This window comes from Nonomuraea harbinensis (assembly GCF_019396385.1).
GTDB lineage: Bacteria > Actinomycetota > Actinomycetes > Streptosporangiales > Streptosporangiaceae > Nonomuraea > Nonomuraea ferruginea.
Map to the genome: position 1 here is coordinate 70,513 of NZ_JAHKRN010000031.1, position 14,310 is coordinate 84,822.

The 14,310-nt window shown below is 70.3% G+C and carries 14 protein-coding genes and 1 pseudogene; 8 read left to right on the plus strand and 7 right to left on the minus strand.

Features of this window, described 5'->3' with window-relative positions; genetic code table 11:
- The first annotated feature begins 143 nt into the window (after positions 1 to 143).
- Complete coding sequence (locus KME79_RS28285) at positions 144 to 908, plus strand: VOC family protein (protein WP_219547259.1); 765 nt, start codon at positions 144 to 146, stop codon at positions 906 to 908.
- A gap of 161 nt (positions 909 to 1,069) precedes the next feature.
- Here the strand turns inward: KME79_RS28285 and KME79_RS28290 are convergent, their stop codons facing one another.
- Both KME79_RS28290 and KME79_RS28295 read right to left on the minus strand, forming a co-directional pair.
- Complete coding sequence (locus KME79_RS28290; protein WP_219547261.1) at positions 1,070 to 2,143, minus strand: sensor histidine kinase; 1,074 nt, start codon at positions 2,141 to 2,143, stop codon at positions 1,070 to 1,072.
- Positions 2,136 to 2,810, minus strand: a complete 675-nt coding sequence (locus KME79_RS28295; RefSeq protein ID WP_219547263.1) for a response regulator transcription factor — start codon at positions 2,808 to 2,810, stop codon at positions 2,136 to 2,138. Before KME79_RS28295 ends, KME79_RS28290 begins: the two co-directional genes overlap by 8 nt.
- A 180-nt stretch (positions 2,811 to 2,990) precedes the next feature.
- On the opposite strand from KME79_RS28295, the gene KME79_RS28300 reads away from it, so the two are divergent.
- Complete coding sequence (locus KME79_RS28300) at positions 2,991 to 3,659, plus strand: ABC transporter ATP-binding protein (protein WP_308249082.1); 669 nt, start codon at positions 2,991 to 2,993, stop codon at positions 3,657 to 3,659.
- Complete coding sequence (locus KME79_RS28305) at positions 3,659 to 6,064, plus strand: ABC transporter permease (RefSeq protein WP_219547274.1); 2,406 nt, start codon at positions 3,659 to 3,661, stop codon at positions 6,062 to 6,064. The genes KME79_RS28300 and KME79_RS28305 overlap by 1 nt, the downstream gene beginning before the upstream one ends.
- 113 nt (positions 6,065 to 6,177) lie before the next feature.
- On the opposite strand, the gene KME79_RS28310 is transcribed toward KME79_RS28305, so the two are convergent.
- Positions 6,178 to 6,630, minus strand: a complete 453-nt coding sequence (locus KME79_RS28310) for a MarR family winged helix-turn-helix transcriptional regulator (RefSeq protein ID WP_219547281.1) — start codon at positions 6,628 to 6,630, stop codon at positions 6,178 to 6,180.
- 161 nt (positions 6,631 to 6,791) lie between these two features.
- On the opposite strand from KME79_RS28310, the gene KME79_RS28315 reads away from it, so the two are divergent.
- The 5 genes from KME79_RS28315 (at position 6,792) to KME79_RS28335 (ending at position 10,785) form a co-directional block, all read left to right on the plus strand.
- Positions 6,792 to 7,778: an NAD-dependent epimerase/dehydratase family protein gene (locus KME79_RS28315; protein ID WP_219547283.1), complete on the plus strand. Its 987-nt coding sequence runs from the start codon at positions 6,792 to 6,794 to the stop codon at positions 7,776 to 7,778.
- A 456-nt stretch (positions 7,779 to 8,234) separates the two neighbouring features.
- Positions 8,235 to 8,909: an arsenate reductase ArsC gene (locus tag KME79_RS45400; RefSeq protein WP_219547285.1), complete on the plus strand. Its 675-nt coding sequence runs from the start codon at positions 8,235 to 8,237 to the stop codon at positions 8,907 to 8,909.
- A 48-nt stretch (positions 8,910 to 8,957) separates the two neighbouring features.
- On the plus strand, positions 8,958 to 9,299 hold the full coding sequence (locus KME79_RS28325) for an ArsR/SmtB family transcription factor (RefSeq protein ID WP_148030859.1): 342 nt from the start codon (positions 8,958 to 8,960) through the stop codon (positions 9,297 to 9,299).
- A 30-nt stretch (positions 9,300 to 9,329) separates the two neighbouring features.
- Positions 9,330 to 10,400: an ACR3 family arsenite efflux transporter gene (arsB, locus tag KME79_RS28330; protein ID WP_308249081.1), complete on the plus strand. Its 1,071-nt coding sequence runs from the start codon at positions 9,330 to 9,332 to the stop codon at positions 10,398 to 10,400.
- A complete protein-coding gene (locus tag KME79_RS28335) occupies positions 10,393 to 10,785 on the plus strand; it encodes an arsenate reductase ArsC (protein ID WP_219547287.1) in 393 nt (130 codons plus the stop codon). Before arsB ends, KME79_RS28335 begins: the two co-directional genes overlap by 8 nt.
- Here KME79_RS28335 and KME79_RS28340 read toward each other — a convergent pair.
- The 4 genes and pseudogenes from KME79_RS28340 to KME79_RS28355 form a co-directional block, all read right to left on the minus strand.
- Positions 10,775 to 11,648: pseudogene (locus KME79_RS28340) on the minus strand (FAD-dependent oxidoreductase). The gene KME79_RS28335 and the pseudogene KME79_RS28340 sit on opposite strands and share 11 nt — an antisense overlap.
- The gene (locus tag KME79_RS28345; RefSeq protein WP_219547289.1) at positions 11,645 to 11,995 is read right to left on the minus strand and encodes an ArsR/SmtB family transcription factor; all 351 of its coding nucleotides are present in this window, start codon (positions 11,993 to 11,995) and stop codon (positions 11,645 to 11,647) included. Before KME79_RS28345 ends, KME79_RS28340 begins: the two are co-directional and overlap by 4 nt.
- Positions 11,996 to 12,027: 32 nt before the next feature.
- Positions 12,028 to 12,750, minus strand: coding sequence for an MFS transporter (locus KME79_RS28350; RefSeq protein ID WP_219547348.1), 723 nt, complete (start codon positions 12,748 to 12,750; stop codon positions 12,028 to 12,030).
- Positions 12,751 to 12,874: 124 nt separating this feature from the next.
- Entirely contained in the window at positions 12,875 to 14,254 is a 1,380-nt protein-coding gene (locus tag KME79_RS28355; RefSeq protein ID WP_219547291.1) for an FAD-dependent oxidoreductase, read from the minus strand.
- Positions 14,255 to 14,310 lie beyond the last annotated feature (56 nt).

Genomic DNA, 14,310 nt, shown 5'->3' on the forward strand with positions numbered 1-14,310 from the left:
TTCACGTGATCGTTCGTGCCTCTTCTCGGGAAAGCGTGTCACCCGTGTCTTCGCAGGTAGTCATGCCACGCTTGGAGCCACGAGTGGAGTTGCCTCCCGCTCCGCGAGGCTGTCCACCCTCACATGGCGATGAAGGAGTACCGATGCTCACCACCCGGTTCGTGCCCGGCTCACCGTGCTGGGTCGAGCTCGAGAGCCCGCACCTGGAGACCGCCGAACGGTTCTACGGCGGCCTGTTCGGCTGGGAGTTCGAGGAGCAGGTGCCCGAATACGCCTTCTGCCAGCTCGGCGGCAGGAACGTCGCGGGAATCGGCGCGCTTATGGGAGAGGCGGTCACCACTGCCTGGACCCCCTACTTCCTGGTGTCGGACTGCGAGGCCACGAGCCAGACGGTCGAGCGGGCGGGCGGCACCGTCCTCATGCCGCCGGTGGACATGGCGCCCCAGGGACAGATGGCACGGTTCAGGGATCCGGGCGGCGCCGAGTTCGCGATCTGGCTGCCCGGCGACGTGCCGGGCGTGGACCTGGTCAACGAGCCTGGCTCGATGGCCTGGATCGAGCTCCGCGAGTCCGACACTTCGGCCGTCCGCGGCTTCTACAAGTCTGTCTTCGGCTGGCGGTTCGAGGACGCGCGGATGGGTGATGTGACCTCTCATCTGATCTCTCCGTTCGGCAGCGCTCCGGGCACCGACTCGTCTGTGGCAGGTCTGGCGCCGCTCGCACCCGGCGACCGGCCCCACTGGCTGACCTACTTCGAAGTGCCCGACTGCGACGCGGCAGTGGCCCGGTGCCAGGAGCTCGGCGGCACGGTCCGCAGCCCGGCGGAGGAGGTGAAGGGCGTGGGCCGGATGGCATCCCTGTCCGATCCGCACGGTGCCCGTTTCGCCGTCATCACCAGCTCCGGCTGACGCACCGCCACCCCAGTGCGGCCGCGCGGATCTTGACCGGTTTCCTGGGGCGTGAGCCGTGCTCGAAGCACCGGGAACAGCCTCCCGCCCGAAGTCCGTACTCACGTCCGGTATCGACAGGCGACGCTGATCGACGGGCGATCGGTTTCTGCAGTCGCAGCTCATCGATCGCACGCGGGTAGTTGAACGGCGATGCCGAGTCCGCCCGCGGGGCGCGCGACGATGGTGAGTGTTCCGTCGTGCGCGTGGGTGATGCTCTTGACGATGGCCAGGCCGAGTCCGACGCCCGCGTGGTCGTCGCGTATTCTTCCCGTGCCGCGCTGAAACGGTTCCGTGAGTGCCGGGACCATCTCTGGAGACAGCTTCTCGCCGGTGTTCTCGACGGTGAGCGCCTCGGGGCCGATGCCGGTTCTGATCCACACGGTTCCCTGTACGGGCAGGTTGTGCACGATCGCGTTGTGCACCAGGTTGGTCGCCAGTTGCAGCAGGAGCGCCTGCGACCCCTCGACCGGGGTGATCTCACCTGAGGTCTCGATGGTGACACCGCGTTTCTCCGCGAGCGGGAGCAGTGTCTCGACGGCTTCTTCCACGACCAGGGACAGGTCGACGCGTTCCCGTACGAAGGATCTCCGGTCGGCGCGGCTGAGCATGAGGAGCGCCTCGGTGAGGTCGATCGCCCGGGTGTTGACGGCGTGCAGGCGTTCGACGAGTTCGCCGGTGTCACGGTCGGGATCGCGGCGGGCCACGTCGAGAAGCGTCCGTGAGATCGCCAGCGGGGTGCGGAGTTCGTGTGAGGCGTTGGCCGCGAATCGCTGGTGCTCGGCGACGTGTGCTTCGAGCCGTACGAGCATGGCGTCGAAGGCGTCGGCGAGTTCGCGGAACTCGTCCGCGCGGCCGGGCAACCGGATCCGGTGGGAGAGCGATCCGTTCGCGGCCATGCGCGTGGCGTCGGTGATGCGGGTCAGGGGGGCCAGCATGCGTCCGGCGAGAATCCATCCTCCCAGCAGGCCGAACACCAGCAGGAACGCCATCACCGCGGCCGCCGCGGGGGCGAAGGCCCCCAGGAGGAGGATGCGGTTGGGCGCCACGTAGAGAAGGGCGGGCCAGCCGTCGGGCACGTACCGCAGGAGGAACACCCACACGGCGGCGAGCAGCAACGCGCCCGCGAGCATGAGGAACCCGGCGTAGCTGAGGGTGAGCTTGAGCCGGACGCTCATCCCGCGCGCCCTATCCACCCTCGTCTCCCGCGTCGATGCGGTAGCCGACGCCGGGCACGGTGGCGATGAGCCACGGTTCGCCGAGCCGTTTGCGCAGCGCCGAGACCGTGATGCGGACGGCGTTGGTGAAGGGGTCGGCGTTCTCGTCCCACGCCCGCCGCAGGAGTTCCTCCGCGCTGACGACACCGCCTTCGGCGGCGACGAGGACTTCCAGCACGGCGAACTGTTTGCGGGTGAGCGCGACGTAGCGGCCGTCGCGGTGGACCTCGCGGCGGAACGGGTCCAGGCGCAGGCTGGCGATCTCGCGTACGGGCGGCCTGTTGTGCGCGCGCCTGCGGTCGAGTGCCCGGAGGCGGAGCACGAGCTCCTGGAAATCGAAGGGCTTGGTGAGGTAGTCGTCGGCCCCGAGCCCGAACCCGGAGGCCTTGTCGTCGAGCCGGTCGGCGGCGGTGAGCATGAGGATGGGCATGCCGCTGCCCGAGGCCACGATGCGCTTGGCGATCTCGTCGCCCGAGGGGCCGGGGATGTCGCGGTCGAGGACGGCGATGTCGTAGGCGTTGACGCTCAGCAGCTCCGTCGCGGTGTCGCCGTCACCGGCGATGTCTGCGGCGATCGCCGCCAGGCGCAGCCCGTCGCGGATGACCTCTGCCAGGTAGGGCTCGTCCTCGACGATCAACACACGCATGCACTCGATGCTAGGAGCCCGGGCGTATCGCCGGCGTATCGGAAACCGCATACGCGCTGACAACACCGCGCCGCCTTGACTGCGGGCATGGCCCACAGCGAAGCGAGGACCCCAGCAGTGACCGGCTCACGGCATGACCCGGCCCCGCGGCTTCCCCGGACGGCCGCGAGCCCCGGCGCCGTGGCCGCCCGCGCGCGGAACCTGACCAAGACCTACGGCCGGGGCGCAACCCAGGTCCATGCCCTGCGCGGCATCGACCTCGACCTCCCGCGAGGCGGGTTCACCGCGATCATGGGCCCGAGCGGATCGGGTAAATCCACGCTGATGCACTGCCTGGCCGGACTCGACCAGGCCAGCGGCGGCACCGTCACGGTGGCAGGCACCGACCTCGGATCGCTCGACGACGACGCGCTCACGATCTTCCGCCGCGAGCACGTCGGCTTCGTGTTCCAGTCGTTCAACCTGCTGCCGATGCTCACCGCGGGCGAGAACATCGTGCTCCCGCTCGAACTGGGCGGCCGCCGGATCGACGACGCGGCGCGGGAACGCGTCCGCCTGCTCGCCGACATCCTCGGTGTGGCCGACAGGCTCGCGCACCGGCCCGCGGAGCTGTCCGGCGGACAGCAGCAGCGGGTCGCGATCGCGCGCGCCCTGATCACACAGCCGGACCTGCTGTTCGCCGACGAGCCCACCGGAAACCTGGACAGCACCACGTCGGCGGAGGTGCTGGACCACCTGCGCCGCTCGGCACGCGAGCTCGGCCAGACCGTCGTGATGGTCACCCACGAGCGGGACGCGGCGGCGTACGCCGACCACGTGGTCACCATGCAGGACGGGCGGATCGCCTGATGCGTGCCGTCTTCCTCGCGTCGCTGCGCACGTACAGCCGCAGGTACGTCGCGGCGGCGGTCGCGGTCACCGTCGCCGTCGCCTTCGTCGTCGTGGTCGGCATACTCACCTCCGGCGCGCGAAGCGGGCTCATGGACGGACTGGGGGCGCCGTACCGCAATGCCGAGCACGTGGTCTCCCCCGAGGGGTGGCCGTCGTCCGAGCTGGACCCGGCGGCCGTGATCGCCTTCACCGAGCGGCACGGCGAGAACGCGTCCGCGATCGGCCGGGCGACGCTTCCGGCGCACGCCGGGAGCCGGAAGCTCTCGGACACGACGACCGTAGGGCCGATCGCCACCTCGCAGGTGTGGCGCTGGCAGGAGCTCAGCTCGGGCCGTTTCCCCTCACGTACGGGCGAGGCCGCGGTCGACGTGTATGCCGCCTTGGCCGAGGACCTCGCGGTCGGCGACCGGATCACGATCGGGGTGGGAGCCGCCGCGTCCGACGTCCAGGTGGTCGGGCTCGTGGAGTCGCCCTCTCCCCCGGCCCAGGCCTCGATGTACGTCACCTGGCCCCAGTTGCTGCTGTGGCGCGACCACCTCCATCTGGGCTCGGTGGCGGTGCGCGGCGAGGTGGGCCCGCTCCCTGAAGGCGCGAAGGCGCTGTCGCCGGAGGCGTTCACCGCTGAGCGGCTGACCCACGTGCAGAACAGGGTCGACAGCCTGTCGGTGATGTTGCTGTTGTTCGCCGGCATCGCCCTGTTCGTCTCGATCCTCGTCATCGCGAACACCTTCTCCATCCTGTTCGCGCGACGACTCCGCGACTTCGCGCTGCTGCGCTGCGTCGGCGCGACCCGGCGGCAGGTGGTGCGTTCCGTACGCCGCGAGGCGGCCGTCGTCGGCGTGCTCGCGTCGCTGACCGGGACACTGGTCGGCGTCGGTCTCGGCCACGGGCTGATCGCCGTGATCGACGCCCTCGCGTCCGCCGTGCCGATGGGCGCCGCCGAGCTGCCCGTGCCCTGGCTGCTGGGAGGGTTCGCCGCCGGCCTGGCGGTCACCATGGTCGCGTCCTGGTTGCCGACCCGGCGCGTGATCCGGGTGAGCCCGCTTGCGGCGCTGCGCCCGGACGCCGGGGTGGACGCGCGCACCCGCACCGGCCTGGCGCGACCCGCGCTCCTGCTGGTCATCGGACTGGCCCTGCTGGGGGTGGCGATGGACAGGAGCAGCACGGCGCTCATGCTGGCAGGCGGAGGATCGGTGTTCGCCGGGGTGTTGCTCTCCGGTCCGGTGCTCGTCCCCCGCCTGGTCCGGATCGCGGGCGCGCCGCTCGGCCCCACCGTACGGCTCGCGGCCGAGAACGCCGCACACCATCCGCGCCGGACCGCCACCACCACCGCCTCCCTGCTGGTCGGCGTCACCCTGACGATCGCCGTACTCACCGGGATGGCCACATGGCGGACGTCCTTGAACGAGCAGATCGGCAGAGACCACCCCATAGACATCGCGCTCACCTCGCCCACGCGTCCGCTCACCACTGACCTCCTCACCCGGATACGTCGCACTCCCGGTGTGGAGCGGGCGATTCCCGTGTATGGCGCCGTGGCCCAGGTGGCCGGGCTCCACGACCCGATCCCGGTCGTCACCGCGCCCGCCGCCGGGCAGGTGGCCCGCGACGGCGGAGTGTTCGCACGGGTCGAGCCAGGGAAGATCAGAATCGATGCCGACGCCTTCGGCAAGGACCTGACTCCGCGGCCGGGTGACCGGGTCACGGTGCGCGCCGGCGACCGGCGAATCCAGCTGCAGGTGGCCGTCGGCACCGGCTGGGGCCCGGCGGGCGTGGTCGCGCCCGAGACGCTGGCGACGCTCACCGACGCCCCCGAGCCGCGTGCCGTCTGGATCCGCGCCTCCACCGGCGCCGACCCGGCTCGGCTCGGCGCCGACCTGGACGAGCTGGCCGATCCCGTCGGCGCGACGATCGAGAACGGTTTGCGCACCTGGGAGTCGCTGGACCAGCAGCTGCAGATCTACACCTGGTCAGCGCTCGGCCTGCTCGGCATCGCCATCGTGATCGCCCTGATCGGGATCGCGAACACCCTCGGGCTCTCCGTGCTCGAACGCGCCCGCGAACACGCGATGCTGCGCGCGCTCGGGCTCACCCGCGGGCAGCTCCGGCGGATGCTGGCGGCCGAGGCCGTCCTGCTGTCGCTGGTGGCCACCGTGCTCGGCACCGTGCTCGGCGTCGGTTTCGCCTGGGCCGCCTGCGAGACGATCGTGAAACCGGCCCTCCGCGACGCCACCATGCACATCCCTTGGCTGTCGCTCGGCGTCGTCGTCCTCATCGCCGCCCTGGCCGGACTCCTCGCCGCCGTTCTCCCCGCACGCCGGGCCGCCCGGGTGAGTCCGGTCGCAGGACTGTCACTCGACTGAGGGTCTACGGATGACCGGAGGTTCAGGGGAAGACGTGGACCACCTGCGCCTTCGCGGTCGCGGATCATCGGCGGCGAGGCGCTCCGGCGATCCACGCGCAGGCAAGGCGTTCTTCAGTCGCCGGCGGCCGGCGCCTCGTCGGCGCTGAGCGTCCGCAAGATGTCGACCAGTGTTGACAGTTGCTCGGGAGTGAGCGGCCTGAACAGCTCTTCCGCCGCCAGTTCATAGCCGGCCGTCCAGTCCTGAGCCAGTGCGGCCCCTTGCGCCGTCACTCGAAGGAGTACGGACCGGCGGTCGTCCGCGCTGGTCTGGCGTTCGAGCAGTCCGTCGCGGACGAGCGCGTCGACCAGGGTGGAGGCGGTCCCCTGCGCGATGCCGACCGCGAGAGCGAGCTCGGTGAGACGAACCGGCTGCGACCGCGCCACCTCCACCACCAGGCGGGATCTCGGTGTCGACACCCCGTGCTCGCCCAGACGCTCGTTGAAGTGACGTACGAGAACCTTCGCCGTACGGCTGAACTCGTCGGCGACCTGTGCTGCGGTCACGCCCTTGTCCGCGTGTGGCATCGTCCACCTCCCACTTGACGCCCCCATCGTACGGGAGGTTACATAGACGTAGATGTATTGACGTCAAACTATTTGGTGTCGATGTATCCGAGGTGGCCGGAGCCACATTCAGGACCCCAGGGCGCGCGATAAGTGCGCACCCAATCACAAGGAGTGAACACATGAAGATCTTCATCACGGGCGGCAGCGGTTTCGTCGGCGGCACTCTCGTCCACCGCCTCCTCGCCGAGGGACATGAGGTCATGGCACTGGCCAGATCGGGCTCGAGCATCCAGCGGGTACGTGCGGCCGGCGCCGAACCCGTGTCCGGCGATCTCGCCGAGCTCGGTCAGGCCGGCTCCCCGGCGCCGAACTGGCTCGCCAAGCTGCGCGAGGCCGACGCGGTCGTGCACGTCGCGGCGTACATGGAGTTCTGGGGGCCCGACTCGCTCTTCGAACAGGCCAATCACGTGCCGACGGCCGCCCTGCACGCCGCGAGCGTCGCGGCCGGGGTGCGACGCTTCGTGCTCACCAGCGCCGCGTCCGTCTCCACGGGCAGTCAACGCCGTCCCGTCGTCGACGAGTCGACGCCGGAGGGCCGGCCGAACATCGCCTACAGCCGGGTCAAGCTGGCCACCGAGCGCGCGCTCCTGGAAGCCCGCAGCGGGAAGACCGAGCTGGTGGTGCTCCGCCCGCCGTTCATCTGGGGCCGCGGAATGACGACGATCAACGAGATGGTCGAGGTCGCCGAGGCCGGGCGGTTCGCCTGGATCGACGACGGCAAGCACATCGTCGACTTCGTCCACGTCGAGAACCTGGCTGGTGCCGCGATCCTCGCGCTCACGCGGGGCCGCCACAAGGGGGTCTACTACGTGACGGACGGCACGCCGATGCCCATCCGAGACTTCCTCACCCCCTTGCTGGCGACCCGCGGCGTGGATCTGTCCAAGAGCCGCAGCGTCCCTCTGGCGATGGCGGCGCCCATGGCGGCGATGATGGACCGCACGGCACGCCTGCTTCGCCGGAAGACGGCGCCGCCGCTGACGAACTGGCTCGTCAGCTTCACCGGCCGTGACCGTTCCTACGACATCACCGCCGCCAGGAAGGAACTGGGCTACTCGCCTGACGTGACGCTGGAGAAGGGCCTGGCGGAGATGAGCTTCTCGTGAGGTGACGACGAAGAGCCCGTACTCGCGGGCCAGCCGCAGAACCTCGGTGCCCGGCAGGACCGTGTACGGCGATCCGTCGTCGCCGACCACGATGAGTCCGGGCAGATCCCGCTCGGCGAGCAGCCGCACGGCGTCGCCGACGGATGCGTTCAGGCCGAGCACGAGAAGGTCGATGATCAGGTCACGAGCGCGCACAGTGCATCCTCAAGCCTCGACAGCATGACGCGCCGACCAGACTTCCCGGCTCACCTGAGACGGCCCCATCCACACATACGTAGGGCGCGACACCGGTGGGGGTGTGGTCGGCGCCGCGCACGACGCCCAAGACCCCAGGGGAGATAGCTGCGACCTCACTCGGCGAGAAGCGCGAGCACTCTACTGTTCATCTCGCGTTCGCGCACGCTACATCGACCTCGGTCAATATAGACGCTAGTCGATGTCATTCGGGAGTGAACGATGTCCAGCACGCACAAGCGAGGCGATCTCGCAATCGGCCAACGGCTTGCTCTCGCCACCGCCGCCCGTCGCCTGGCCGAGGCGTTCGCCGGCACGTTCGGCGCGGAGACCATCGAGCGGTTCCTTCACACCAGCTACGACCAGTTCGCCGGCAAAGCGGTCGTGCCCCACTACCTGCCCTTGCTCGCCGAGCGGTTCGCCCGCCAGCGCCTGCACGCCCTGGCCCGGGTCGAAGGACATCACGACGGTCGTCCGATCGTGCTGTTCCTGTGCGTGCACAACGCCGGACGCTCGCAGATGGCACTGGGCTTCTTCGAGCAGTCGGCCGGAGATCGTGCCGTGGGCTGGTCCGGTGGCTCAGAGTTCGCCGTCGAGGTCAACCCGGCGGCCATGGAATCCATGGCCGAGCTCGGCATCGACATCTCACGCGAGTTCCCCAAGCCGTGGACCGATGAGATCGTCCGCGCCGCCGACGTGGTGGTCACGATGGGGTGCGGCGACGCCTGCCCGGTCTATCCCGGCAAGCGCTACCTCAACTGGGAGCTCGACGACCCCGCGGGCAAGAGCGTCGAGGACATCAGGCCGATCCGCGACGAGATCGAGCACCGGGTCCGCCGGCTCCTCGCCGACCTCGAGATTCCAGCGAGCCGAACCCCAGGTATCGAGGCTCAATAGATGTCTGTCAATATAGACAGTGGTCCATGTCAGATGCGAGGAGACGCGATGGAACCACTCGAGGTGCTCCAGTGCAGCCCGCCCCTGGCGCGCGAACCGCTCGACGCCGAACAGGCCGCCGGCCTGGCGCGGGTGTTCAAGGCGCTGGGCGATCCCGTACGGCTGCGCATCCTGTCGATCGTGGCCAGTCACGAGGGCGGCGAGGTGTGCGTGTGCGACATCACCGACGCGTTCGAACTGTCCCAGCCGACGATCAGCCATCACCTGAAGGTGCTCAAGGACGTCGGCCTGCTCACCTCCGAGCGCCGCGCCTCCTGGGTCTACTACCGCCTGGTGCCCGAACGACTCGGCGAACTGTCGGCCCTGCTCGACACCCCCGCCGCCGTCTGAGGAAGGAAAGCGGCCTTGTCATCGACCGACGTGACAGCCAGAACCCCGGCGGTCATCGGCGGCCTGTCCACGCTCGACCGGTTCCTGCCACTGTGGATCGGCTTGGCGATGGGCGCCGGACTGCTGCTCGGACGGACGGTGCCCGGCCTCGACGCGGCCCTGGAAGCGGTCAAGATCGGTGAGATCTCGCTGCCCATCGCGCTCGGCCTGCTGCTCATGATGTATCCGGTGCTGGCCAAGGTCCGCTACGACCGGCTCGACGCCGTCACCGCCGACCGCCGGATGCTGCCGGCCTCCCTGGTCCTCAACTGGGTCGCGGGCCCGGCTCTGATGTTCGCCCTGGCCTGGGCCCTCCTGCCCGACCTGCCGGAGTATCGCACCGGGCTGATCATTGTCGGCCTGGCCCGGTGCATCGCCATGGTCCTCATCTGGAACGACCTGGCCTGTGGCGACCGTGAAGCCGCCGCCGTCCTGGTCGCGCTCAACTCGATCTTCCAGGTGGTCGCGTTCGGCGCCCTCGGCTGGTTCTATCTGCAGGTTCTGCCCGGCTGGCTCGGGCTGTCGCAGACGGCGCTGGACGTCTCGATGTGGGACATCGCCCAGTACGTGCTGATCTTCCTGGGCATCCCGCTGATCGCCGGCTATCTCTCCCGCGAGCTGGGCGAACGTACTCGGGGCCGGGAGTGGTACGAGTCCCGCTTCCTGCCCAGGATCGGCCCCGTCGCACTGTACGGGCTGCTGTTCACCATCGTGATCCTGTTCGCACTCCAGGGCGAGACGATCACCTCCCGGCCCGGCGACGTGGCCCGTATCGCCCTTCCCCTGCTGGCGTACTTCTTCCTCATGTTCGGTGGCTCGTTCCTCGCCGGCCGCATGATCGGCCTCGGGTACGAGCGGACCACCACGCTCGCCTTCACCGCGGCGGGCAACAACTTCGAGTTGGCCATCGCGGTCGCGGTCGGCGTTTTCGGTGTCACCTCCGGGCAGGCGCTGGCCGGAGTGGTCGGGCCGCTGATCGAGGTGCCCGTGCTGGTCGCGCTCGTCTACGTCAGCCTGTGGGGCCGCCGACTGTTCCGAGGCAAGGAGACCGTTCATGCCTAGCGTCCTGTTCGTGTGCGTGCACAACGCCGGCCGCTCCCAGATGGCCGCCGGGTGGCTGTCGCACCTGGCCGGCGACCGGATCGAGGTCCGATCGGCCGGCTCGGCCCCGGCGGACCGGATCAACCCGATCGCCGTCGAGGCGATGCGGGAGGTCGGCGTCGACATCGCCGCCGCACAGCCGAAGGTCCTCACCACCGAGGCCGTCGAGGCATCCGACGTGGTGGTCACCATGGGCTGCGGGGATGCCTGCCCGATCTTCCCGGGCAAGCGGTACGAGGACTGGAAGCTCGACGACCCTGCCGGTCAGGGCATCGAGGCCGTCCGGCCGATCCGTGACGACATCCGCGCCCGCGTGGAGAAGCTCATCACCGAGCTCACCGGCTGATCTGGGCGACCATGTCTCTCGCGGTCCGGCCGGCGCCGATGAGGGTGGCCGAGGCGGGTCCGGTCCAGTCGCCGTAGCCGAGCAGGTGCAGCCAGGGCTCGCCGACGGCGCGGGTGCCCTCGGCGGGGATGAGCCCGTCGGGAGCGCGCAGGCGCAGCGGCGCCAGATGGCCGAGCGCGGGCCGGAACCCGGTGCACCACAGGATGACGTCGCAGGCGGCGAGTGGCCAGCTCGAACAGTGCACGGCCGTCGAGCTCGTCGGACAGCAGGCGCGGCGGCCGCCGGGTCACCCAGGTCGTCGTGGTGACCGTGGAGATGTCGGCGAGCAGTTGGGCCGCGGAGTTACCGCCACCGACGATCACCACATGACGGCCGCGGAAGGGCTCCGGATCCCGGTAGCCGACGGTGTGGAGCTGCTCGCCTCCGAAGTGGCGCATGCCGGCGTAGTGCGGCACGTACGGACGCCACCAGGTTCCGGTCGCGCCGATCACCGTCTTGGCCTGCCAGACTCCCCGATCGGTCTCCACGACGAGGTGGCCGTCGCCTCTCCTCACGGCGTTCGCGATGACCGGCCTGAGCACGGGCAGCTCGTACCGGCGTTCGTAGTCCGTGAGGTAGGCGACGGTGTCGGCCACGCTCGGGTAGCCGCCATCGGGCGGGACGGGCATCATACGGCCCGGCAGCGAGCTGTACTGGGCGGGCGAGAACAGGAGTAGCGATGTCCAGGCGTGCTGCCACGCTCCGCCCGGCCGCTCCCGGGAGTCGAGGATGACGAAGTCGGCTCCGGCTCTGCGCAGGTAGTAGCCTGCCGCCAGTCCCGCCTGCCCGCCGCCGATGACCAGGACGTCGATCTGACGGGTCACGTGGTGGCCGCGGGCTCGGCCAACGGGCTGAACAGCTCGCCGAGCCTCGCGACCTGGGCGGGCACGATCCAGTAGTAGACCCAGGTGCCGCGCCGCTCGCCGTCGATGAGCCCAGCGTTGCGCAGGGTCTTCAGGTGGTGCGAGATGGTGGGCGCGCTGAGGTCGAAGGCGCCGGTCAGGTCGCACACGCAGGCCTCGCCATCGGGATGCGAGCCGATCATTGACAGCAGGCGCAGTCGTACCGGATCCGCCACGGCCTTGAGCAGCGCGGCCAGCTCGACGGCCTCGGACTCCTCAAGCGGCTGCTTGGCGATCGGGGCACAGCACGCGACGGGGCTGACGTCCATCGAAGACACCTCTTATTTAGAAGTATGTCTAATCATAGGCGATGGTAGGCGACCAGGGCGAATGCCGCGACCACGCACGGCAGCGCGACCGCGCCCATCACCCAGCCGTACCCCACCGCCTGGGCCAGCGCCATCGCGGCCGGGGGCGCCAGGGCCTTGTCCGCGACGGAGAACATCGCGATCCGCCCCGACAGGCTGGCGTAGGCGACGGTGCCGTACCGGTCGGCCAGCAGGTACGGGAGCGTGATCGTACCGACGCCGAACCCGATCCCGAACAGCGGCACGCACCCGATCGCCCCCGCCGCGCTCTCCCCCACCACCGGCAACAGCAGCGCGCCCAGCCCTTGCACGGCGAAGACCGCGGCGGCCACCGGAGCCGCCGCCCAGCGACGGCGCAGCCCCGTGGTGACCACCCGGCCTGTCACCGACAGCATGCCGAGCAGCCCGGCCACGGTCGCGGCGAACACCGGCGCGTGACCGAGGTGGATCAGGTACGTGACCAGCAGGACACCGATCACGGAGACCCCGCCGCCGTGCGCGGTGAAGGCCGCGACCAGGAACCAGAACGGCCGGGCCCGCACCGCCTCCCGCACCAGGTCCGCTCGCCGCCCGGGCTTGGCGGCCGGCATCCTGGACCGCCGCACGACCAGGGCGTGCAGGGGGATGGCGAGGGCGCCGTACCTGATGGCCAGGATGACGAGCGCCTGCCGCCACCCGTACCGCTCGACCAGCAGCCCGGTCAGCGGCAGGAAGATCGATGACGCGAAGGGCGGCGGTGCCGATCACGGACCCGGCGGTCATGAGGCCGCGCTCGCAGATCAGGCGCAGGGCCTCGTTCCGCGCTGCCGTGGGATGGCCGTCGGACATGTCGCGCTCCTTTCAGCCACAGCAGCTTCCACCGGAGGAGACAGTCGCCAGCGGGAGAGGTGTGGCCAGCAGCCCGCCGCTGATACCGGTGGCCAGGCCGATCCGCTGCTCCTGTGCCTCGGCCAGGTTGCTGGAGCACACGCCGGTCTCCGGCAGGTCGAGCTGGACGTCGCGGGCCGCCTCCCAATCCCCCGCCAGCGCGGCGGCCACCGAGCGGGCCTGCTCATATCCGGTGGCCAGCAGGAACGTGGGGGCGCGGCCGTAGCTCTTGACGCCGATCGCGTAGTAGCCCGGCTCGGGGTGGGCCAGTTCGTCGGCGCCGTGCGGAGGGACGGTGCCGCAGGAGTGCTGGTTCGGGTCGATGAGCGGGGCCAGAGCACGGGTGGAGCCGAGGATCGGGTCCAGGTCCAAACGCAGTTCGGAGGCGATGGAGTGGTCGGGACGGAAGCCGGTCGCGCCGATGATCCGGTCGACGCTGATGTCTCGCCCGTCGAGACTGGTCACCCGTACCCGCTCGCCGGCCTTTTCGACGGCGTGCGTGAAGAAGCCGGTGAGCAGGCGGACGCGGCCGGAGGTGACGAGGGCGTGCAGACGGGCGCCGAGAGCGCCGCGGGCGGGCAGCGCGTCGGCCCCGCCGCCGCCGTAGGCGCGGGCGGCGTCACCGGCGCGGATGGCCCAGGTGACCTCGGTGTCCCCGAGCTGGGCGAGGGCGAGCAGGGTGGTGGCCGCGGAGTGCCCGGCACCCACGACCAGGGTGTGCTTACCCTGGTAGGCCTCCCGGTCGGCGCCGAGCACATCGGGCAGGGCGTGCTCGATCTCGACCTCGTCCTCGCCGCGCGCGGGCAGGCCGGAGGCGCCGAGCACGTTGGGGGTGGTCCAGGTGCCGGAGGCGTCGATGACCGCGCGGGCCCTGATCTCCTCTCCGTCGTCGAGCCGGATCAGGAAGGGCGCCTGATCGCGCCCGTTGGTGCGGACGCGGTCGTAGCCGAGGCGGCTGATCGCGGTCACCTTGGAGCGGAAGCGGACGTTCGGGCCGAGGGCCTTGGCGAGTGGGGCGAGGTAGTGGCTGACGATTTCGGCGCCGGTGGGCAGCCACTCGGGGTCGGGGGCGGTCCAGCCGTGCGCCTCCAGCAGGCGGCGGGCGGCGGCGTCGATGTCGTACTTCCACGGGCTGAAGACCCGCACGTGTCCCCACTGCGCGATGGACGCGCCCGCCTGTTCGCCTGCTTCGAGTACGAGGAAGTCCAGGCCACGCTCGGCCAGGTGGGCGGCGGCGGCCAGCCCGACCGGCCCCGCGCCGATGACGACCACGGGGAGCGCCTCGGCGTCGATGGGGCTCCTGGGCTGCTCGCTCTCCAGGGACGTGGTGGTGCCGCAGCATGCGTCGCTCATGATCACCGCTCCTGATTAGATATCTTTCTAAACAGAGCCCATCATGCGGCGCTGGT